The organism is Burkholderia sp. b14 (assembly GCF_900156195.1).
GTDB lineage: Bacteria > Pseudomonadota > Gammaproteobacteria > Burkholderiales > Burkholderiaceae > Mycetohabitans.
Genome location: NZ_FTPJ01000003.1, coordinates 1,048,233 through 1,067,783, shown reverse-complemented (window position 1 = coordinate 1,067,783; position 19,551 = coordinate 1,048,233). Strand labels below are relative to the sequence as shown.

Sequence of the window (19,551 nt, the reverse complement as noted above, 5' to 3'; positions counted from 1 at the left end):
GGTTCTCGGGCTCGGGCATACCGGAGCCCGCGCGCAGGCGCGGCCTGCTTTGGACTTTCAATACGCGAATGGAACGCCCCGACCCTGACGAATTGCTCAATAAGCTGCAACGCGAGGAGGAAAAAAAACAGCGCGGCAAGCTGAAAATTTTTTTCGGTGCATCGGCGGGCGTGGGCAAGACGTTCGCGATGCTGCAGGCGGCACGGCGATGCCGCGACGAAGGCGTCGACGTCGTGGTCGGCGTGGCGGAAACCCACGGACGCAGGGAAACCGTGGCGCTGCTCGATGGAATGCCGTCGATTCCTGCTGCCCGTTATCCGTATCGCGGCAAGGTGTTGCCGGAATTCGACCTGAACGCGGCGCTGGCACGCAGGCCGCAGTTGATCCTGGTCGATGAGCTTGCGCATTCGAACGTGCCCGGCGCACGCCACCTGAAGCGTTGGCAGGATGTGCAGGAACTGCTGGATGCTGGGATCGACGTCTACACGACGCTTAACGTCCAGCATCTCGAAAGCCTGAACGATGTGGTTGGCCAGATCACTGGCATTCGTGTATGGGAAACGATTCCGGACCGAATATTCGATCTGGCGGACGAGGTCACGCTGGTGGATCTGCCCGCGGACGAACTGCTCGCGCGCCTGCGCGATGGCAAGGTCTATCTGCCACAGCAGGCAGAGCACGCGGTACGCCATTTCTTTCGTAAGGGCAACCTGATTGCGTTGCGGGAACTGGCGTTGCGACGCACCGCGGATCGGGTGGATGCGCAGATGCGCGAGTATCGCGCGGATCAGTCGATTGAGCGTGTCTGGCACGCGCGCGAGCGGATTATCGTGTGTATCGGCCCGGGCTCAGAGAGCGCGACGCTGGTGCGCGCGGCTGCGCGGCTCGCGGCGACCTTAAAGGCGGATTGGCTGGCGGTCTATGTCGAGACGCCGAAGCTGCAACGGCTGCCGGACACCGTCCGAAAGCGCACACTCGATGCGTTGAAATTGGCCGCCGAACTCGGCGCCGAAACGGTGACACTGGATGGGTCCGACGCGGCCCGCACGCTGCTGGCTTATGCGAGGATGCGCAACGTGTCTAGGCTCGTCGCCGGCATGCCGCGCACGCGACGCTGGCTTGCTCCGTCAGTCGGTGAGCGGTTGCTGCAATCAGCGTCCGACATCGACGTGACGCTGGTGGGCGCTGGCCGCGCGCATGAGCGGCGTGGTGCACGCGGCGACGTGCGCAGCTTCGCGTCGTCGCTGGGTGACGAGCGCCGCTCGACGTTGCGTCACTACGCGTATGCGGCGGCGATCAGTGCCGGCATCACGGTGGTGGCGACCGAACTGCTGCGCCGGATCGATCTGGCGAATCTAGCTATGCTGTACCTGCTCGGTGTGATCTTTGCCGCCGCAAGGCTGGGGCGCGGTCCGGGTGTGCTGATGTCGTTTCTCAGCGTCGCGTCGTTCGACTTTTTCTTCGTGCCACCGCGTATATCGCTGTCGGTGTCCGACACGCAATACCTGTTGACGTTCGCCGTGATGCTGCTCACGTCGCTGACGATCAGCCATTTGACGTCGAGTCTGCGCCGGCAGGCGCGTATCGCGACGCTGCGCGAGCGGCGCACCAGCGCGATGTACGCGATGACGCGAGAGTTGGGTGCGGCGCTTGCCACCGGCCAGATCATCGAAATCGGCATGCGGCATGTCGCGGAAGTGTTTCAGGCGCACGTGTCAATCTTATTGCCGGACAGCAACGACAAAGTCAGGCAGAAGGTCGAGGAGCCGGATCCGGCGATTATGCTGCAGCCATCGGCACTCGATACTGATATCGCGCAATGGGTTTACGACCAGCAAAAGCCAGCTGGACACGGTACCGACACGTTGCCGGCCGCCGACGCACTCTATCTGCCGCTAAAGGCGCCGATGCGCACGCGCGGCGTGTTGGCACTGGTGGCGGCGCGCTTTGAGGACCTGGCGGTGCCCGAGCAGCGTCGTATGATCGATACATTCGCCGCGCAGATCGCCCTAGCGCTGGAGCGCGTGCACTACGTCGAGATCGCGCAGGACGCGCTGGTCAGCATGGAGTCCGAGCGGTTGCGCAACTCGCTGTTGTCGGCCATTTCGCACGACCTGCGCACGCCGCTGACGGCCATCGTCGGCTTTGCGTCGATGCTCGCCGAGCAGCAGGGCGGTGGTGCGCCGCCTCGGCCGCAGGCCGAGCGCGACCTGATCGAGGCAATCCACGAGGAAGCGCTGCGCATGACGCGTTTGGTGACCAACTTGTTGGATATGGCCCGGTTGCAGGCCGGCGCGGTCCGGCTCAACCGCCAGTGGTTGATGCTCGAGGAAATGGTGGGCGCCGCACTCGCCGCATGCCGCCGGAGCTTGGCCGCCCATCCGGTGCACGCGCGCGTGCCGGCCGAGCTGCCGCTGCTGCGGCTCGATCCGGTGCTGATAGAGCATTTGTTCGCCAACCTGTTCGAGAATGCCGCGAAGTACACGCCGGCCGGCGCGCCATTATTGATTGATGCGGGTGTGGTCGAGGACGGCGCGCGCCGCTATGTCAAAGTGGCGGTCGAGGACAGCGGCCCCGGTCTGCCGCCGGGCGTGGAAGCGCGCGTGTTCGACAAGTTTACGCGTGGCGAAAAGGAATCGGCCAAGCCCGGCATCGGCCTCGGGTTGGCGATCTGCCGGGCCATCGTCGACGCTCACGGCGGTCGAATAGGCGCGGAAAACCGCGTTGATGCGCAAGGCCGCGTGCTGGGGGCGCGCTTCTGGTTCATGTTGCCGGCCGATGAGGTACCTCCGGGCGGCAGCGAAGCGCTGGAACAGGATGCCGACGCAGCGCGCAGCGGGCATGCGGTTGACGAGATCACACCGAAATCATGAGCGAATCGAACGTGACGATTGTCCTGATCGAGGACGAAAAGCAAATCCGCCGTTTCGTGGGCACCTCGCTGCAAGCGCAGGGCATGGCGGTATTCGACGCGGACACGGGTCGGCAGGGGCTGGTCGAGGCTGCCACGCGCCGGGCGGATCTGGTGATCGTGGACCTGGGCCTGCCCGATATCGACGGCCTGGACGTGATCCGCGAATTGCGCGGATGGACCGATCTGCCGATCATCGTGTTATCCGCTCGTAGTCAGGAGGAGCAGAAAGTGGCCGCGCTGGATGCGGGGGCGGACGACTACCTGACCAAGCCGTTCGGCGTGTCGGAGCTGCTGGCGCGGATCCGCGCGCAGTTGCGCCGGCGCAATCGCGGGGGCCAAGACGACACGCCGCAAGTACAGTTCGGCGGCATCGTCGTGGACCTGACCGCACGCCGCGTGACCCGGGATGGCGAGGTGGTGCATCTGACGCCGATCGAATACCGGCTCCTGGTCACGCTGGTGCGTCATGCCGGCCGCGTGTTGACGCACCGCCAATTGCTGCGCGACGTCTGGGGGCCTTCCCATGTGGAGAGCCATCATTACTTGCGCATCTACATGGGGCATTTACGACAGAAGCTGGAGCGCGATCCTGCGCAGCCCGAGCATATCGTGACCGAGACGGGTGTCGGATACCGGCTCGCCGGCGTGCAGTAGCAGCTTCACCGGGTGTGGCGCTGGGTCGCGGCACGGCCACGCTCGGCAGCGCGCCCGGCACTTTGATAGAATCGATGCAACCCGTTGTGCGGGACGGCCCGCGCGCTACGGTTCGTATCGGGGACGACCCCATTTCGTCAAGGTTGTAGCCGATGGCGTGGATCTTTCTGGTGATGGCGGGCCTGCTCGAAGTGGCATGGGCTGCCGGCCTGAAAAGCTCGGAAGGCTTTTCCCGGCCTGGCTGGTCGATCTTCACACTGGTGACGGCGCTGATCAGCTTCGGTTTGTTGGCACTGGCGATGAAACAGTTACCGCTGGGCACCGCGTATGCGGTGTGGACCGGCATCGGCGCGCTGGGCGCATTCGTGTTCGGCATCGTGATAATGGGCGAGGCGCTGACGCCGGCCCGGGCGGGCAGTGCAGTCCTGATCCTGGCCGGGCTGATCGGCTTGAAGCTCACGTCCGGCCATTGAGCGAGGCGGCGCTCGCGCGGCGACTGTCGCTATAATGGTTTCGGGTTTATCCAACACTGACGCTTGCGGCGCGCGCTGCACTGGCCCTTGCCGGTGCGCGCGGGGGCGCGCAAGGAGGCGTTAATGCTCTACGCCCTTTCTCTGGCAACCGGGCTTGCGTGGGCAAGCGGGCTGCGCTTGTACCTGACGGTTCTGTTGACCGGCCTGCTCGCGTCGTTCGACGTCGTGCGTCTTCCCGATGCGTTGTCGCTGCTGGGTTCGCCGTGGATCATCGGTGCCGCAGCGCTGTTGGCGATTGCCGAATTCCTGGCCGACAAGGTGCCCGCCGTCGACTCGCTGTGGGACGCGCTGCACACGCTGATTCGCATCCCGGCCGGCGCGATGCTCGCCTATGGCGCGGCCGGCCATGCCGATCCGCGCGTTTTGGCGGCGGCGGCGTTGGCCGGCGCGGCGATCGCCGGCACTGCGCACCTGGTCAAGGCTGGCGCCCGCGCGTTAATTAATCTCGCGCAGCAGCCGCCGTCGACCTGGGTCGTGTCGTTTGTGGAGGACACGATCGCCGTCCTTGGATTGTTGCTCGCGTTGTTCATGCCGGGGCTGTTCCTGCTGGGCATGCTGGTGTTCCTGGCGCTTGCCGCGTATGCGTTGCCGCCGTTGTGGCACGGCGTGCAGCTCGGTTTTCGCGGCATGGCGACGGACATGGTGCCGGTGCGCCGTCAGCTCTCGCCGTTGGCGGCGCGCGTGCCGCGCGGCAAATGATCGGCGCCGATTTCGTCGTGCGGGCAGATCATCCCGTTGAGCCGCTATTCGCGTCGCATGCTCGCTCGCTTGGCCTCGCCACGGCCGATACCGCGACGATCCCTTCTTTGGAACCGGCATAGTCGACATACTCGTTTGGCGATCCTAACCGGCAGCCGGAGACAAGTCGATGATCGCGCCGCCGCGCTTGCCGCGATCCGTCCTCATGCGGTGAGCCGCTTCGCGCGCAGAGATCAGTGTCGAGCGCGTTGGTTTTGAACATCCGCCGCAGCCGCTCGACATCCATGTTGGCCAGCGGCAACGACGGCGCCACGATGCGACTAGACCGCTTCGCGTTTCTCCGACCACTTGTCGCCGACCGGCGGCACGTAGCGTTGCAGCCCGTCAAGCAACGCGTCGACGTCCGACTCCACTTGGAGCAGTCCGACGTAGTCGTGCCGCATGAAGCCCTCATTGGCGGTGTGGCGCAGCATTGCCAGCAGCGGATCGTAATAGCCGGCGATGTTGAGCAGACCGACCGGCTTTTGGTGATAGCCGAGTTGCGCCCACGTGTAGACTTCGAACAACTCTTCGAACGTGCCGGCGCCGCCAGGCAGCGCGACGAACGCGTCGCTCAGGTCAGCCATCATTTTCTTGCGCTCGTGCATGTTTGCGACGACGTGTAACTCGGTCAAGCCGCGATGACCGACTTCCTTGTCGATCAATAGCTGCGGGATCACGCCGATCGCATGGCCTTGCGCTTGCAGCACGGCATCCGCGATCTCGCCCATCAAGCCGACGTGGCCTCCGCCATAGACCAGTGTGAGACCCGCGTGCGCGAGCGCGCGACCAAACGCCTGCGCCCCCTGCCGGTATTCGTCCCGACGGCCGACAGCGGAGCCACAATATACGCACACCGAATTAATCATCGCGCCCCCTTCGGGCGTTGCGTCTCGGCCTTGCCTGACTCGGACCGTGTCTCGCCCCTGCCGTCGCGCGGCGGCAGGTAGTCGGCGAATTCGCGCATCGGCAACCGGCCGGAAACCAGATCGTCGAACAATTGGCGCGAACGTCCGCGCAGATAAGGGGCCATCAGCGATACGATGTGTAGGCTCGCCTGATGCAATTCGGCCCGGATCGCTTCCTGCTCGTTGTACTTGCGTGGGTTCATCACGAACTGGTACGACAGCCAATAGGTCGAGATCACGCCGATGTTGGTCGAGATCACGCCGACCTCCTGGGGCGTCGCTTCCATCTCGCCGTCGGCAATCAATTGCTCGCACAACTGGCGCGCGAAATTGACTTTGTGCGTGATGATCTGCTTGAAGTGCGTCTCCAGTGTGCGGTTGCGCGCCAGCAAATCGTTCAGGTCCCGATAGAGGAACCGGTACGTCCACAGAAAATCTGCCATGTAGGCCAGATAGGCCCACATCTCGTCGATTGTTGGACGATGGTCATCGGGAAAGCGCAATCGCTTGCCGATCTCTTGCTCGAACTGAGCGAAGATGCTGTTGATGATGTCGTCCTTGTTGCGGAAATGGTAGTACAGGTTTCCTGGGCTGATTTCCATTTCCTCGGCGATCGTCGTCGTTGTGACGTTCGGCTCGCCGATCTCATTGAAGAGTCGCAACGACAGTTCGAGGATTCGGTCGCGGGTGCGACGGGGCGGTTTCGATTCCATGGCGTCGGCTCTGTGCGCCGGAAACTCCGGCTGGTGGGCTCGCACGGGCGAGATCGCCGGATTATAAACTGCCGTTTTCGCACTGAGGCGCAGGCTTTGTTGTATCGGACAGACTGATCGGCTTAGCAGACCTATGTAATAGATTCAGTGGAAGCATGCAGAGGTGCGAGCGGCGGCTCGGCGTTCCATGATCGGTCCGCTTCGGTGGCGTCCGGCAGCGGCGCGCCGGGCTGGGAGCGTTTAATATCGCGCACCAGAGAGCGGTATCGATGCATGCCGGAGTCGTCATCGACGCTGGCAACAGGCGGCGCGTTCGACGCGGACGGGGGCGCGAAGAGGCCGTCGGCGTGCCGGTCGGCTGGAGGTCACGCAGGGGACCGCCGTCTGCGCCGGCTTGCTCTTTGCGCCGGTGTGCTTCAGGGGCTACGGGGGTAGGTTGGACACTTTGGTCCACGCTCGCGCAGTGTAATGGCCCGCATTGCACGATGCCGGCGTGAAACCGGCCGGCGTGAAACTGGCGCGACAGTTACAAGACGTTCTTATTACGGGGCAGCAACAATGCGGGTACCGGCCAGCCGGTCATGCAACCATTGCCGATCCGGATCCAGCCATTGCGTACTGGCCCATAGCGTTATCCACGCGGACAGCGCGAGCAGCGTGTGCGGCACCGACCCTCCGAGCACCGAATGGAGCGCCAGCGGCGGCAGGAACCATAGCCAGGCAAGCACGTAGCGCAGCATTGCGCGCCCCAACCCGACCGGTGCGAGCGCGTGGTCAACGAGCCGCAGTCGCCAAGTTTTCATCGGCAATGTTTGGCCGCCATGGGTCCAAAACCAGACGAAATACGCGCCGACGACGAGAGTGATCCAGCCAGCCAACAGATTGTGATGCGTTAATCCATCGCGTTGCTGGGTCAGCGCGCTGAATAGGTAGCCGGCAATAAAGACGACGCCGAACAAAATGATGCCTTCGTAGAGCGCGCACAGCAGGCGGCGCCACAGGGATGGGGCGCGGCCACGAGGCACGTGTTCACGCGGCAGATTCACTGCGCGTGATCGTTGAAGAACCACGGCACCGACTGCGCCGGCTTTTCCGGCTCGGTTTGTGAGCCGGCGGCCGGGGAAGATGTCAACGCAGCGGCCGACGCCGACGGTGCCGGGTGGGTGTCGGGCGGCGTGCCCGGGCCAACTGGCGCCGTACCCGGGCCAACTGGCGCCGTACTGGCCGAGGTGCCGGCGCGTGGTGCAGCCGCGGCGGCATCGGCGCGCTCGCGTGAGCGCTCGAGCTTGCCTAGGTCCTTGATTTCAGGCTTACCGCTTGGCGGCGCGCTGACTACGGTCGGGCGTCGTGCTTTCTCGGTGGCCGCCAGCTTGCGCTTTAATTCGTCGGGCAATTGCTGATAGGCGCTCCACGCCTTTTCGCGTGCCTGTACGGAGAGTTCCTTGGACAACTGGTAGTTCTCACGCGCGACGCGCCGCTGCTGTGGCGTCATGCGGATCCATTCGGCCATTCGTTGATGCAGTCGCTGTTGCTCTTCTGTGCGCATTTTTGGATATCTGGCTGCAATTTTCAGCCATTTCCGCTTGCGCTCGGCGCTGAAATGATCCCATTGGGGGGCCAGCGGCGCTAGCGCGTCGCGCTGCGCCGCGGTAAGGCGGGCCCAGGACAGTGGGTTGGCCGCATCGGCTGCCATGTCGGCAACGGCGGCGTGGCTCGCCACTGCTGCTACCCCGCTGCCGACCGGCGCTGGCGCGGCGTCAGACGGCAACGCGCGAGACGACGATGCTGGGTGAAAGCGCGGATAGGTTGCCATGAACGCGACAAATGCAGCCATCACACCCGCATAGACCATAGCCAAACCGCGCTTGTTACTCACCGACATTGCTCCTAGTTAGCGTATCAGTGCCCGTGCGACAGGTAGGCGTGAAAGCCGTGGTCCAAGTAGGCGGACAGCGGCAGCTCGTCGCTGAGCATGGCTGCGTCGATCGCGGCGATGTCGGCTAGGCGCTGCTGGTTTTCCCAGTCGCGGATCGCGGCGAGACCGCACACCAGCGCCAGTAGCGGCCAGACTAGGGCTAGGCGGCTCCAGCGGGCGCGCTTGCGTGCGCCGCTGGTGCCCGTTGGCACGTTGCCGGCGCCGGCCAGCGCCGGCAGGTAAACCGGCCGCGTGCGAGTATCGGGTCTCTTTCTCGCAAGCGCGGCCTGTCGCGCGGCCGCCAGCCGGTCAGTCGTCGCGCGTGGCAGGCGCGCTGCGCCCTCGTCGAGCGCTCGGCGTACTTTCAGTGCAAATTCGATTTCTTTTGTCTCAAGTGTACCGCTCATAGTGTGATTCCTTTCGCCTTCAGCGCGACAGCCAGCGCATGCGTGGCCCGCGAGCAATGGGTCTTGACGCTGCCCTGCGAGCAGCCCATCGCGGCAGCGGTTTCGGCGACATCCATATCTTCCCAATAACGCATCAGAAACGCTTCACGTTGACGCGCGGGCAGTTTTTGGATCTCCTCGTCGATCAGCGCGAGCACTTGCTCCCGCTCGAGCCGGTCGGCGCTGTTCTCGACCGCGGTCGAATTGTCCGAGGATTCGTAGGTTTCCAGCACGTCGAACTCGTCGTCATCGCCGTTGCCCAGCGCCGAAAACAGGCTGACCCACGTGTTGCGCACCTTCTGGCGGCGAAAGAAATCGTGGGTCGCGTTCTGCAAAATGCGCTGGAACAGCAGCGGTAGCTCGGCCGCAGGCCGCTCGCCGTATTTCTCGGCGAGCTTGATCATCGCGTCCTGGACGACGTCCAGCGCGGCGTCGTCATCGCGCACCGCATACGCGACATGCTTAAATGCGCGCCTTTCGACGCCCGCCAGGAAATCGGCGAGTTCCTTGTCTGATGCCATCCTTGTGGAATTCGGCGCGACAGGTGACGCGTGACGCGCGGAAAGTGAATTGCCGGCTAGCCCGCGCCATCGGGGCGCGCCAACCCAACAAAAACGTGAAAACCCGCGGATGCTAGCAAAAAAAAAGGCCCTGTGGGAAGCCGGCATTTTTTGCTTGACCCTTGTTGCGCGACTCGATATGGTAATAGATTCGCAAGACGCTGTGATTGTCTCATTGAGGCGACGCTCACAAAGCTCGCATTCTCTCTAAGACGCGCCGCTTGAACCCGAGCCACAAGCCCGGTGGAGAGCCCCCGATCAATTTTTTGCCGAAAATTCGAAAGGTGAACGATGAATATGCCAAGCGCGGAATGCTCCACGTCGGATCTCTCCTCCCCTGCTGAAACCAAAACCGGCTCGATCGGCGCGACCGTGCTGATGCGCGCGCTCGCTGACGAAAACGTCGAATTCATTTGGGGATATCCGGGCGGCTCGGTACTCTACATCTACGACGAACTGTACAAGCAGGACAAGATCCAGCACGTGCTGGTGCGCCATGAGCAAGCCGCGGTGCACGCCGCGGACGCCTACGCGCGCTCCACCGGCAACGTCGGCGTGTGCCTGGTAACCTCCGGGCCCGGTGTGACGAACGCGGTGACCGGCATCGCCACCGCATACATGGACTCGATTCCGCTGGTGGTCATCAGCGGCCAGGTGCCGACGGCGGCGATTGGCCAGGACGCGTTCCAGGAATGTGACACGGTCGGGATTACGCGGCCGTGCGTGAAGCACAACTTCCTCGTGAAGGACGTGCACGAACTCGCCGCGACAGTTAAGAAGGCGTTCCACATTGCCCAGAGCGGCCGCCCCGGGCCGGTGTTGATCGACATCCCGAAGGATGTGTCGAAGGCGCCGTGTCACTACGAGCCGATCAAGCATATTGCGCTGCGCTCGTACAACCCGGTCACGAAGGGGCATTCAGGCCAGATCCGCAAGGCGGTCGCACTGCTGCTGTCTGCAAAGCGCCCGTACATCTATACCGGCGGGGGGATCATCCTGGCCGAGGCCTCGCGCGAGTTGAACCAGTTCGCGGATCTGCTCGGCTACCCGGTCACCAACACGCTGATGGGCCTGGGTGGCTATCGCGCGACGGATCGCAAGTTCCTCGGCATGCTCGGCATGCATGGCACGTACGAGGCCAACATGGCGATGCAGCACTGCGACGTGCTGATTGCGATCGGTGCCCGCTTCGACGACCGCGTCATTGGCGACCCCACGCATTTCGCGAGTACGCCGCGCAAGATCATCCATATCGACATCGACCCCTCATCGATTTCCAAGCGAGTGAAGGTCGACATCCCGATTGTGGGCGACGTGAAGGAAGTGCTCAAGGAATTGATCGAGCAGTTGCAGACCGCGCCGCACGGCCCGGACGGTGCCGCATTGGACGCGTGGTGGCAGCAGATCGAGCAGTGGCGTGCCCGCGATTGTTTGAAGTACGACCGCGACAGCGAGATCATCAAGCCGCAGTACGTCATCGAGACGCTCCACGAGCTGACCGGCGGCAACGCGTTCGTGTGCTCGGACGTCGGTCAACATCAAATGTGGGCTGCGCAATTCTACCGCTTCGACAAACCGCGCCGCTGGATCAATTCCGGGGGGCTCGGGACGATGGGCTTCGGTCTGCCGGCTGCGATGGGCGTGAAGATGGCGCATCCGGACGCCGACGTAGTGTGCATCACCGGTGAGGGCTCGATCCAGATGTGCATCCAAGAGCTGTCCACATGCAAGCAGTATGAGACGCCGGTCAAGATCGTGTCGTTGAACAACCGCTACCTGGGCATGGTCCGTCAGTGGCAACAACTCGAGTACAACAAGCGCTATTCGCATTCATACATGGACGCGCTGCCGGACTTCGTAAAGCTTGCTCAAGCGTATGGCCATGTTGGCCTGCGTATCGAGCGCAGGGCAGACGTCGAGCCGGCGTTGAAGGAGGCGTTGCGGCTCAAGGATCGTACCGTGTTTCTCGATTTCCAGACCGACCCGACCGAGAACGTCTGGCCGATGGTTCAGGCCGGTAAGGGCATCACTGAGATGCTGCTCGGCGCAGAGGACCTCTGACGAAGCGCGCGTCGGCGCGCGCGAAGGCGGCGCTGCCCGCGACACGCGGCGTGCCGCGGGTAGCGCCGGGCGCAAGAACATCGAAACGGGAAAGAGAAACAAGATGCGACACATTATTTCCGTGCTGCTGGAGAATGAACCCGGTGCGTTATCGCGCGTGGTCGGCCTGTTCTCGGCGCGTGGCTACAACATTGAGACCCTGACCGTCGCGCCGACCGAGGACCGCTCGCTGTCGCGCATGACGATCGTGACGATTGGCTCGAACGACGTGGTTGAACAGATCACGAAGCATTTGAACCGCCTGATCGAGGTGGTGAAGGTGGTCGACCTGACCGAGGGCGCCCACATCGAGCGCGAACTGATGTTGATCAAGGTGCGGGCGGTCGGCAAGGAAAGGGAGGAGATGAAGAGGATGTCGGATATTTTCCGCGGCCGCATCATCGACGTCACCGAGAAGACCTACACGATCGAGTTGACCGGGGCCAGCGGCAAGCTCGACGCATTCATCGACGGGATCGACGCCACGGCGATCCTGGAGACGGTGCGCACTGGCGGCTCGGGCATCGGTCGCGGCGAGCGGATCTTGAAGGTTTGACCTGTTCTGGTGCCGCGGCGGGCAGCGCGGCATCGGGGGCAATGAACACTGAATCGAAGTGACACTACACGAAGGAAATCACATGAAAGTTTATTACGATAAGGACGCCGATCTCTCGCTGATCAAGGACAAGCAAGTCACAATCATCGGTTACGGCTCGCAAGGCCACGCGCACGCGCTGAACTTGCGCGACAGCGGTGTGAACGTGACGGTGGGACTGCGTCGCGGCGGCGCGTCGTGGGCGAAGGCCGAGACCGCCGGCTTGAGCGTGAAGGAAGTGGCCGAAGCGGTGAAGGGTGCCGACATTGTGATGATCCTGCTGCCGGACGAGCAGATCGCCGACGTCTACAAGCGCGACGTGCATGAGCATATCAAACAAGGCGCGGCGCTCGCGTTCGCGCATGGCTTTAATGTGCACTATGGCCAAGTGGTACCGCGTGCCGACCTGGACGTGATCATGATCGCACCCAAGGCGCCGGGCCATACGGTGCGCGGCACCTACACACAGGGTGGCGGGGTGCCGCACTTGGTTGCGGTCGCACAGGACAAGTCGGGCGCGGCGCGTGACATCGCACTGTCGTATGCGGTAGCCAACGGCGGTGGCCGTGCGGGCATCATCGAGACGAACTTCCGCGAGGAAACCGAGACCGATTTGTTCGGCGAGCAGGCCGTGCTGTGCGGCGGCACGGTCGAGCTGATCAAGGCCGGCTTCGAGACGCTGGTTGAGGCAGGCTACGCGCCTGAGATGGCGTACTTCGAATGCCTGCATGAGTTGAAGCTGATCGTCGACCTGATCTATGAAGGCGGCATTGCGAACATGAACTACTCGATCTCGAACAACGCCGAGTACGGGGAGTACGTGACCGGCCCGCGCGTGATCACCGACGAGACGAAGCAGGTGATGAAGCATGTGTTGCGTGACATCCAGACCGGCGAGTACGCGAAAAGCTTCATCCTTGAGAACCGCGCCGGCGCGCCGACGCTGCAATCGCGGCGGCGCCTGACGGCCGAACACCAGATCGAGACGGTTGGCGCGAAGCTGCGTGCGATGATGCCGTGGATCGCGAAAAACAAGCTGGTCGATCAGTCGAAGAACTGATCACGCGCTCGCACCACGCACGCGCCATCGCGCGTTCGAGCCGCCTGGGGCGTCATGCCCGGGCGGCTTTTCTTTATTCGCCCACAGGCCGCGGGCGTGACAGGCGGCCGGGGTTTGCTATCCTTCTATTTTCTTGGAACTGGCGTTGCCTATATGACTTATCCTCATCCGATCATTGCCCGCGAAGGTTGGCCTTTCATCGCTGCCGCGTTCGTCGTGACGCTGCTGATCCATGCATTCGTGGGCTTCGGCTGGGCGTGGCCTTTCTGGCTGCTGACACTATTTGTCGTGCAGTTCTTTCGCGATCCGCAGCGGCCGGTGCCGCAGCAGCCGAATGCCGTGTTGTGCCCGGCTGACGGACGGATCGTCGCGGTCGAGACTGCGCACGATCCGTACGTGAACCGCGACGCGCTGAAGATCAGCGTGTTCATGAACGTGTTCAACGTTCATTCACAACGCTCGCCGGTTGACGGTGCGGTGACCCAGGTCGAATATTTCCCCGGCGCCTACCTGAATGCAGCAATCGACAAGGCGTCGCTGGAGAACGAGCGCAACGCGATCGTGCTGCAGACCGCGGACAATCACATTGTCACCTCGGTGCAGGTGGCCGGATTGATCGCTCGGCGCATCCTGTGCTACGTGCGCACCGGCGAGCCGCTCTTCCGCGGCCAGCGCTATGGCTTCATCCGCTTTGGCTCGCGCGTGGACGTCTATCTGCCGTTGGGCAGCAAGCCGCGGGTGTCGATCGGCGAGAAGGTACAGGCGTCGGCGACGATCCTGGCCGAGCTTTGAGCGGCGCAAGGAGGGCTTGATGGCTGATTTCAAACCGCGACGCCCGCGTGCGGGCGGGCCGCGCCTGGCGCGACCGTTCCGGCGCAACCGCACGGTGCAAGAGCAGATCGCGCGGCGCAGCCTGCGGGCCGCGCGCCAACAATTGCTACGCAAACGCAGCGTCTACCTGCTGCCCAATGCGTTCACAACCGCTGCATTGTTCTGCGGTTTCTTCGCCGTGGTACAGGCGATGAACGTGCGTTTTGAGATCGCCGCGATCGCCATCTTCGTCGCGATGGTGCTGGATGGCATGGACGGCCGCGTGGCACGCATGACGCATACACAAAGTGCGTTCGGCGAGCAGTTCGACAGCCTGTCGGACATGGTGTCGTTTGGTGTTGCGCCAGCGCTGGTGATGTACGAGTGGGTGCTCAAGGATCTAGGTCGCTGGGGGTGGCTTGCCGCGTTCGTCTATTGCGCTGGCGCCGCGCTGCGCCTGGCACGCTTCAATACGAACATCGGCGTGGTCGACAAGCGCTATTTTCAGGGCCTGCCGAGTCCGGCCGCTGCCGCGCTGGTGGCCGGCTTCGTATGGCTGGCGACCGATAATCGGGTGCCGCTCAAGCTCGGCTGGCTGCCGTGGGTCGCATTTGGCCTGACGATCTATGCGGGCGTTACCATGGTCTCCAATGCGCCGTTCTACAGCGGCAAGGCGCTCGACGTCCGGCATCGGGTGCCGTTTGCGGCGATCCTGCTGGTCGTAGTCGCCTTCGTACTTGTGTCGTCTGATCCGCCGCTGATGCTGTTCGGCCTGTTTGTATTGTATGGTTTGTCCGGCTATGTGCTGTGGATGTGGCGCGCGATATCGCGCAAGCCCAATCCGGTCGCGTTGGGTGCTGTCAAGCCGGCCGCCCACGAGCCCATCACGGATAAGGCGTCGGACAGGGTACGCGCGGTGGAAAGATCTGCTACCCAGGAGCACATCGCAAACAAGGCGTTGGACAACGAGCGCCGCGCGGACAAGCGGCCATAGTCATCGACTATTGGCCAATGGCACGGTTAGGTTGCGTTGCACGTTGACCTAATTGACGCTATAGTCGTCCGAATCAATATGGCTGCACGGCTTCTACTATCTCTACCGGTCGGCGCGTTATCTCGCGCGCCGACGTCGGCGTGTCTATCGCGCTGAATCGATTCTGCCTCCGCTTCGTCTCGCCTGTTCGCACCGGCGTCACCTGCGGTGTGCCGATAGAGGAGGTTGCCGCTTACCCCACTGATTCGAGTCCGGAGACTGACATGGCAGACAAGTTGATCATATTCGACACGACGTTGCGTGATGGCGAGCAATCGCCGGGCGCGTCGATGACGAAGGAGGAGAAGATCCGCATCGCACGACAGCTCGAGCGCATGAAGGTGGATGTGATCGAGGCGGGCTTCGCGGCCAGTTCGGACGGAGATTTTGACGCGATCCAGGCGATCGCCTCGCAGGTCAAGGACAGCGTGATCTGCTCGCTGGCGCGCGCCAATGACAAGGATATTGCGCGTGCGGCCGAGGCGCTTAAGCCGGCGGGGCGGTTCAGGATCCATACATTCATCGCGACCTCGGCGCTGCATATGGAGAAGAAGCTGCGCATGACGCCGGAGCAGGTGTACGAGCAGGCGCGGCTGGCAGTGCGTTTTGCTCGGCAGTTCACGGACGACATTGAGTTTTCGCCAGAGGACGGTAGCCGCTCGGACATGGATTTCCTGTGCCGGGTGCTGGAGGCGGTGATCGCGGAGGGCGCCACCACGATCAACATTCCGGATACCGTCGGCTATGCGGTGCCGGACGGCTATGCGGCGCTGATCCGGCAGATCCGCGAACGGGTGCCGAACTCCGACAAGGCGGTATTCTCAGTGCACTGCCACAATGATTTGGGTATGGCGGTGGCTAACTCGCTGGCGGCGGTGAAGCTGGGCGGCGCGCGGCAGATTGAGTGCACGGTGAACGGGCTTGGCGAGCGGGCCGGGAATACGTCGCTGGAGGAAGTGGTGATGGCGGTGAAGACGCGCCGTGACTACTTCAGGCTAGAGGTGGGCCTCGACACGACGCAGATCGTGCCGGTCTCGAAGCTGGTGTCGCAGACGACGGGCTTTGTGGTGCAGCCGAACAAGGCGGTGGTGGGGGCCAATGCGTTTGCGCACGCGTCGGGAATTCATCAGGACGGGGTGCTCAAAGCGCGGGACACGTACGAGATCATGCGTGCGGAAGACGTGGGCTGGAGCGCGAACAAGATTGTGCTCGGCAAACTGTCGGGCCGCAGCGCGTTCAAGCAGCGGCTGCAGGAATTGGGGGTGGCGCTAGACAGCGAGGCGGAACTGAACGCCGCATTCGCGCGTTTCAAGGAACTGGCCGATCGCAAGGCGGAGATCTTCGACGAGGATATCTTGTCGATCATCAGCCAGGAGGCCAATGCCGCGCACGATCACGAAACTTATCGGTTTGTGTCGTTGTCGCAGCATTCGGAAACGGGCGAGCGGCCGCACGCGAAAGTGGTGTTCACCGTCGACGGTAGCGAGATGATCGGCCAGGCGCACGGCAACGGCCCGGTCGATGCGACGTTGCATGCGATCGAGTCACGGGTCAATAGTGGTGCGGAATTGATACTGTATTCGGTCAACGCGATCACGGCTGGCACGCAGGCGCAAGGCGAGGTGACCGTGCGGCTGTCGAAGGCGGGGCGTATCGTCAATGGCGTCGGCACCGACCTGGACATCGTCGCCGCGTCGGCAAAGGCTTATATTGCGGCGTTGAACAAGCTTGATCCGAGCGCCGAAAAGCTCAATCCACAGCGCTCGTAGCGGTGCGGCCGCACGTCGCACGCTGCCATTCGTGCCGCACGTTGCATGTCACCATCCGTGCCATGCCATGCCATGCCATGCCATGCTGTGCTGTGCTGTGCTGTGCTGTGCTGTGCTGTGCTGTGCCGTGCCGTGCCGTGCCGTACGGCGCGCGCCGCCATCCGTGTCACGCGGCGCTGCTCGTCGGTTCGCCCACGCTTGGTCGTGACGGCGCTGCCCTGCCGCCGACACCGGCGTGGTCGCCGTCCGCTTTGGCGCGGCGCCGCTAAAATAGGAAGCGCCGGCGCTCTGGATCGTGCAGCGGGTCAGGCGTCTTCTGCGTGAGCCGCAACACACCGGCGTCGTCAAAATAGAAGTGGTACAACTGGTACCAGACGCCGTCATCCATGTAGCGATAACGCCACACTTCCCGCTTCATCCTTGGGAAATAGGCGGTTTCCTCCGGCTTGCCGAAGCGGATCAGCACATCGTTCTTCGTCCATTTGCCGACCTGTGCTTGATAGAATTCGCTGTTTTGCAACACCTGTCGCACGTCAACGACCTTGCCCGTGCCGTCGACATCGGCCGCCGTTGTCGTTTCGCCCATCGGCTGGGTTGGCCACATCAATCGCTTGCCCCCATTGGGCAGGTCATACACTTCACGGGGTGCGCCGAGCCGCGCGATCAGCATCGACGCATCGTCACCGGGCTTGAAGCGTTGCCAGGGCTGTACGCAACCGCACAGCGCCAGCAGGGCAAGACCGGCGGCGACTCGTGCTCGAGCGGGCGCGGCCCAGGCCGACCACGCAGGCGAATCCGATAATGACATGGTCCGAACTCCTTCTTCCATTGCAGCAATTTTGCCATGCATTGACGCAAAAGATCGCACCGGTCTTGCCGCGCGAGGGCACGCTAGCCTATGATCCGCGCTTTGATGTGAACGGCGAGGACTGGATGGGCAGCGAGCAATGCGGACAGGATCGAATGAATGGACGTGTAGGAGACTTGCCGGCGGGTGGGCCTCTGGCTGTGGCGCGCCGTGCGCATAGGCGCATCGCGCAGTCCGTGTGTGCTGGATGGCGGCGCTTGCGCGGCGTGGCCGCAGTGTTGCCGATGTCGATGGCGCTTGCCTGCGCGGCGCACGCGCAGGCAAGCGCCGCGGCCGCGACGGCTGTGCCCGGCTCGGGTTCGGCGCAGCGCGCGCTGCCCGCCGGCGCGCCGGTGCGGCTCGCGCTGATCGAAGGGATGTCCGGTGCATTTGCGAATGCGGGCGCGGCAGTCGAGCGCAATCTGCGCTTTGCGATCGAGCGGGTCAACGCCCGCGGCGGGGTGATGCTGCGAGACGGCGCGCATCCGCTGCAGTTGGTTGTGCTGGACAGCCGAGGGGCCACGGATGAGGCGCTGGTGCAGTTGCGCGCCGCCGCCGACGCGCGGATTGCTTTCGTGCTGCAAGGCAATAGCTCCGCGGTGGCCGCGGCGCTGATCGCCGCGATCAACAAGCACAATGTGCGCGAACCCAACCGTCGCATGCTGTTGCTGAACTACTCGGCCGATGATCCGGCGCTGACCGAGGACGACTGCAGCTTCTGGCATTTCCGCTTTGACGCGCACGCGGGCATGCGGATCAACGCGTTGACCGAGGTGATGCGCCGCGACTCGTCGCTCAAGAAGGTTTATTTACTTAACCAAGATTACAGCTTTGGCCGCCAGGTGAGTTCACTGGCCCGTTCGTCGCTTGCTGCGCAGCGGCCCGACGTGGCGATCGTGGGTGACGAGTTTGTGCCGGTGGGTCGGGTCAAGGACTTTGCGCCGTATCTGGCAAAGATCCGGGCGAGCGGCGCTGACGCGGTGCTGACCGGCAATTGGGGCAACGATCTGACGTTGCTGGTGCGCGCGGCGCGCGAGCAGAACCTGAAGCTGCGGTTCTACACCTTCTACGGCAACAGCCTCGGCGCGCCGGCGGCGCTCGGCGATGCCGGCGTGGGCCGTGTGATCGCGGTGGCGGACTGGCATCCGAATGTGGGCGGGGCGGCGTCCGACGCGTTCTACACGGCATTCCGGGCGCGGTATCCGGCGTCGTTGGACGATTATCCGTTGCTGAGAATCAGCGTGATGATCGACATGCTGGCTCGCGCGCTCACGCACGCCGGTTCGGACGACGCACTGGCGGTGGCAACCGCGCTGGAAGGCGCGCGCGCCGACTACGGCAGTGGTTTCCATCCGTCGTGGATGCGTGCCAACGATCACCAGCTAATCCAGCCCCTTTACGTCATGCAGATGGAGAAGGCGGGTACCGCACACGTGCGCTTTGACAATGAAGGTTCCGGCTATGGTTTTCGCACGCTGCTGACGCTCACGCCTGAGCAGACGATCCCGGCCAGCACGTGCCGGATGCGCCGTGTGCGCTGATCCTAGCTTGCCTCGGCTATGCTACAATTAAGTTTAGTTGTAAGCCCACGGCACGGCCTTTCTTCCGTGACCGCCTGTTGATCAATAAAGGAAATCATGTCTGTAGCGAATATCAACAAATCGGAAGTCGTCGCGCAATTCGCGCGCGGTATGAATGACACCGGTTCCCCGGAAGTGCAGGTCGCGTTGCTCACGAGCCGTATCAACGAATTGACGGTGCACTTTAAGGCTCACATGAAGGATCACCACAGCCGTCGTGGTCTGCTGCGCATGGTGAGCCGCCGCCGCAAGCTGCTCGACTACCTGAAGGCCAAGGATGCTGACCGCTATCGTGCGTTGATCCAGAAGCTGGGTCTGCGCAAGTAAGCGGCTCGATGGCAGACTTCTGCCTGCTACATGCAAAAGATGCCTGCGT

The 19,551-nt window shown here is 63.2% G+C and carries 19 protein-coding genes and 2 pseudogenes; 13 read left to right on the top strand and 8 right to left on the bottom strand.

Translation table 11 applies throughout. The features are described 5' to 3' along the window. Positions 1-68: 68 nt before the first annotated feature. The 5 genes and pseudogenes from B0B13_RS09155 to B0B13_RS19330 all read left to right on the top strand — a co-directional run. Positions 69-2,873 carry a DUF4118 domain-containing protein gene (locus tag B0B13_RS09155; protein WP_076797247.1) on the top strand — a complete coding sequence of 935 codons (2,805 nt, stop codon included), beginning with the start codon at positions 69-71 and terminating at the stop codon, positions 2,871-2,873. Further along, positions 2,870-3,568, top strand: a complete 699-nt coding sequence (gene kdpE, locus B0B13_RS09150; protein WP_076795878.1) for a two-component system response regulator KdpE — start codon at positions 2,870-2,872, stop codon at positions 3,566-3,568. The genes B0B13_RS09155 and kdpE overlap by 4 nt, the downstream gene beginning before the upstream one ends. Before the next feature lie 152 nt (positions 3,569-3,720). Then, positions 3,721-4,041 carry a DMT family transporter gene (locus B0B13_RS09145; RefSeq protein WP_076795875.1) on the top strand — a complete coding sequence of 107 codons (321 nt, stop codon included), beginning with the start codon at positions 3,721-3,723 and terminating at the stop codon, positions 4,039-4,041. A 123-nt stretch (positions 4,042-4,164) separates the two neighbouring features. Further along, on the top strand, positions 4,165-4,800 hold the full coding sequence (locus B0B13_RS09140; RefSeq protein WP_076797246.1) for a DUF4126 domain-containing protein: 636 nt from the start codon (positions 4,165-4,167) through the stop codon (positions 4,798-4,800). Then, a pseudogene (locus tag B0B13_RS19330) lies at positions 4,764-4,910 on the top strand (ABC transporter permease); the annotation flags it as partial. The gene B0B13_RS09140 and the pseudogene B0B13_RS19330, both read left to right, overlap by 37 nt. Here B0B13_RS19330 and B0B13_RS19325 read toward each other — a convergent pair. The 7 genes and pseudogenes from B0B13_RS19325 to B0B13_RS09105 form a co-directional block, all read right to left on the bottom strand. Further along, positions 4,898-5,116 (bottom strand): annotated as a pseudogene (locus B0B13_RS19325) (NAD(P)-dependent oxidoreductase); the annotation flags it as partial. The pseudogenes B0B13_RS19330 and B0B13_RS19325 overlap by 13 nt on opposite strands. A gap of 4 nt (positions 5,117-5,120) precedes the next feature. Next, a complete protein-coding gene (locus B0B13_RS09130; protein WP_076797245.1) occupies positions 5,121-5,705 on the bottom strand; it encodes an LOG family protein in 585 nt (194 codons plus the stop codon). Next, on the bottom strand, positions 5,705-6,460 hold the full coding sequence (locus B0B13_RS09125; RefSeq protein ID WP_076795870.1) for a TetR/AcrR family transcriptional regulator: 756 nt from the start codon (positions 6,458-6,460) through the stop codon (positions 5,705-5,707). Before B0B13_RS09125 ends, B0B13_RS09130 begins: the two co-directional genes overlap by 1 nt. Positions 6,461-7,002: 542 nt before the next feature. Further along, positions 7,003-7,530 carry an RDD family protein gene (locus B0B13_RS09120; protein WP_083703698.1) on the bottom strand — a complete coding sequence of 176 codons (528 nt, stop codon included), beginning with the start codon at positions 7,528-7,530 and terminating at the stop codon, positions 7,003-7,005. Further along, on the bottom strand, positions 7,503-8,336 hold the full coding sequence (locus B0B13_RS09115) for a DUF3106 domain-containing protein (protein WP_083703784.1): 834 nt from the start codon (positions 8,334-8,336) through the stop codon (positions 7,503-7,505). Before B0B13_RS09115 ends, B0B13_RS09120 begins: the two co-directional genes overlap by 28 nt. 23 nt (positions 8,337-8,359) lie before the next feature. After that, positions 8,360-8,782, bottom strand: a complete 423-nt coding sequence (locus B0B13_RS09110; RefSeq protein WP_076795863.1) for a DUF3619 family protein — start codon at positions 8,780-8,782, stop codon at positions 8,360-8,362. Next, on the bottom strand, positions 8,779-9,342 hold the full coding sequence (locus B0B13_RS09105) for an RNA polymerase sigma factor (protein ID WP_076795860.1): 564 nt from the start codon (positions 9,340-9,342) through the stop codon (positions 8,779-8,781). Before B0B13_RS09105 ends, B0B13_RS09110 begins: the two co-directional genes overlap by 4 nt. A gap of 330 nt (positions 9,343-9,672) precedes the next feature. Here B0B13_RS09105 and B0B13_RS09100 point away from each other — a divergent pair, with 330 nt between their 5' ends. The 6 genes from B0B13_RS09100 (at position 9,673) to B0B13_RS09075 (ending at position 16,748) form a co-directional block, all read left to right on the top strand. Further along, a complete protein-coding gene (locus B0B13_RS09100; RefSeq protein ID WP_076795857.1) occupies positions 9,673-11,442 on the top strand; it encodes an acetolactate synthase 3 catalytic subunit in 1,770 nt (589 codons plus the stop codon). 103 nt (positions 11,443-11,545) lie between these two features. Then, on the top strand, positions 11,546-12,037 hold the full coding sequence (ilvN, locus tag B0B13_RS09095; RefSeq protein WP_076786401.1) for an acetolactate synthase small subunit: 492 nt from the start codon (positions 11,546-11,548) through the stop codon (positions 12,035-12,037). Between the two features lie 82 nt (positions 12,038-12,119). Next, a complete protein-coding gene (gene ilvC, locus B0B13_RS09090; RefSeq protein ID WP_076786403.1) occupies positions 12,120-13,136 on the top strand; it encodes a ketol-acid reductoisomerase in 1,017 nt (338 codons plus the stop codon). Positions 13,137-13,289: 153 nt separating this feature from the next. Then, on the top strand, positions 13,290-13,928 hold the full coding sequence (locus B0B13_RS09085) for a phosphatidylserine decarboxylase (protein WP_076795854.1): 639 nt from the start codon (positions 13,290-13,292) through the stop codon (positions 13,926-13,928). A 19-nt stretch (positions 13,929-13,947) separates the two neighbouring features. Beyond that, entirely contained in the window at positions 13,948-14,940 is a 993-nt protein-coding gene (pssA, locus tag B0B13_RS09080; RefSeq protein WP_076795852.1) for a CDP-diacylglycerol--serine O-phosphatidyltransferase, read from the top strand. Positions 14,941-15,203: 263 nt separating this feature from the next. Further along, on the top strand, positions 15,204-16,748 hold the full coding sequence (locus B0B13_RS09075) for a 2-isopropylmalate synthase (RefSeq protein WP_076795850.1): 1,545 nt from the start codon (positions 15,204-15,206) through the stop codon (positions 16,746-16,748). A gap of 265 nt (positions 16,749-17,013) precedes the next feature. Here the strand turns inward: B0B13_RS09075 and B0B13_RS09065 are convergent, their stop codons facing one another. Next, positions 17,014-17,556: a hypothetical protein gene (locus tag B0B13_RS09065; RefSeq protein WP_076797244.1), complete on the bottom strand. Its 543-nt coding sequence runs from the start codon at positions 17,554-17,556 to the stop codon at positions 17,014-17,016. Between the two features lie 284 nt (positions 17,557-17,840). Here B0B13_RS09065 and B0B13_RS09060 point away from each other — a divergent pair, with 284 nt between their 5' ends. Next, positions 17,841-19,136 carry a branched-chain amino acid ABC transporter substrate-binding protein gene (locus B0B13_RS09060; RefSeq protein ID WP_237573970.1) on the top strand — a complete coding sequence of 432 codons (1,296 nt, stop codon included), beginning with the start codon at positions 17,841-17,843 and terminating at the stop codon, positions 19,134-19,136. A 96-nt stretch (positions 19,137-19,232) separates the two neighbouring features. Further along, positions 19,233-19,502 carry a 30S ribosomal protein S15 gene (gene rpsO / locus B0B13_RS09055; protein ID WP_076795848.1) on the top strand — a complete coding sequence of 90 codons (270 nt, stop codon included), beginning with the start codon at positions 19,233-19,235 and terminating at the stop codon, positions 19,500-19,502. Positions 19,503-19,551 lie beyond the last annotated feature (49 nt).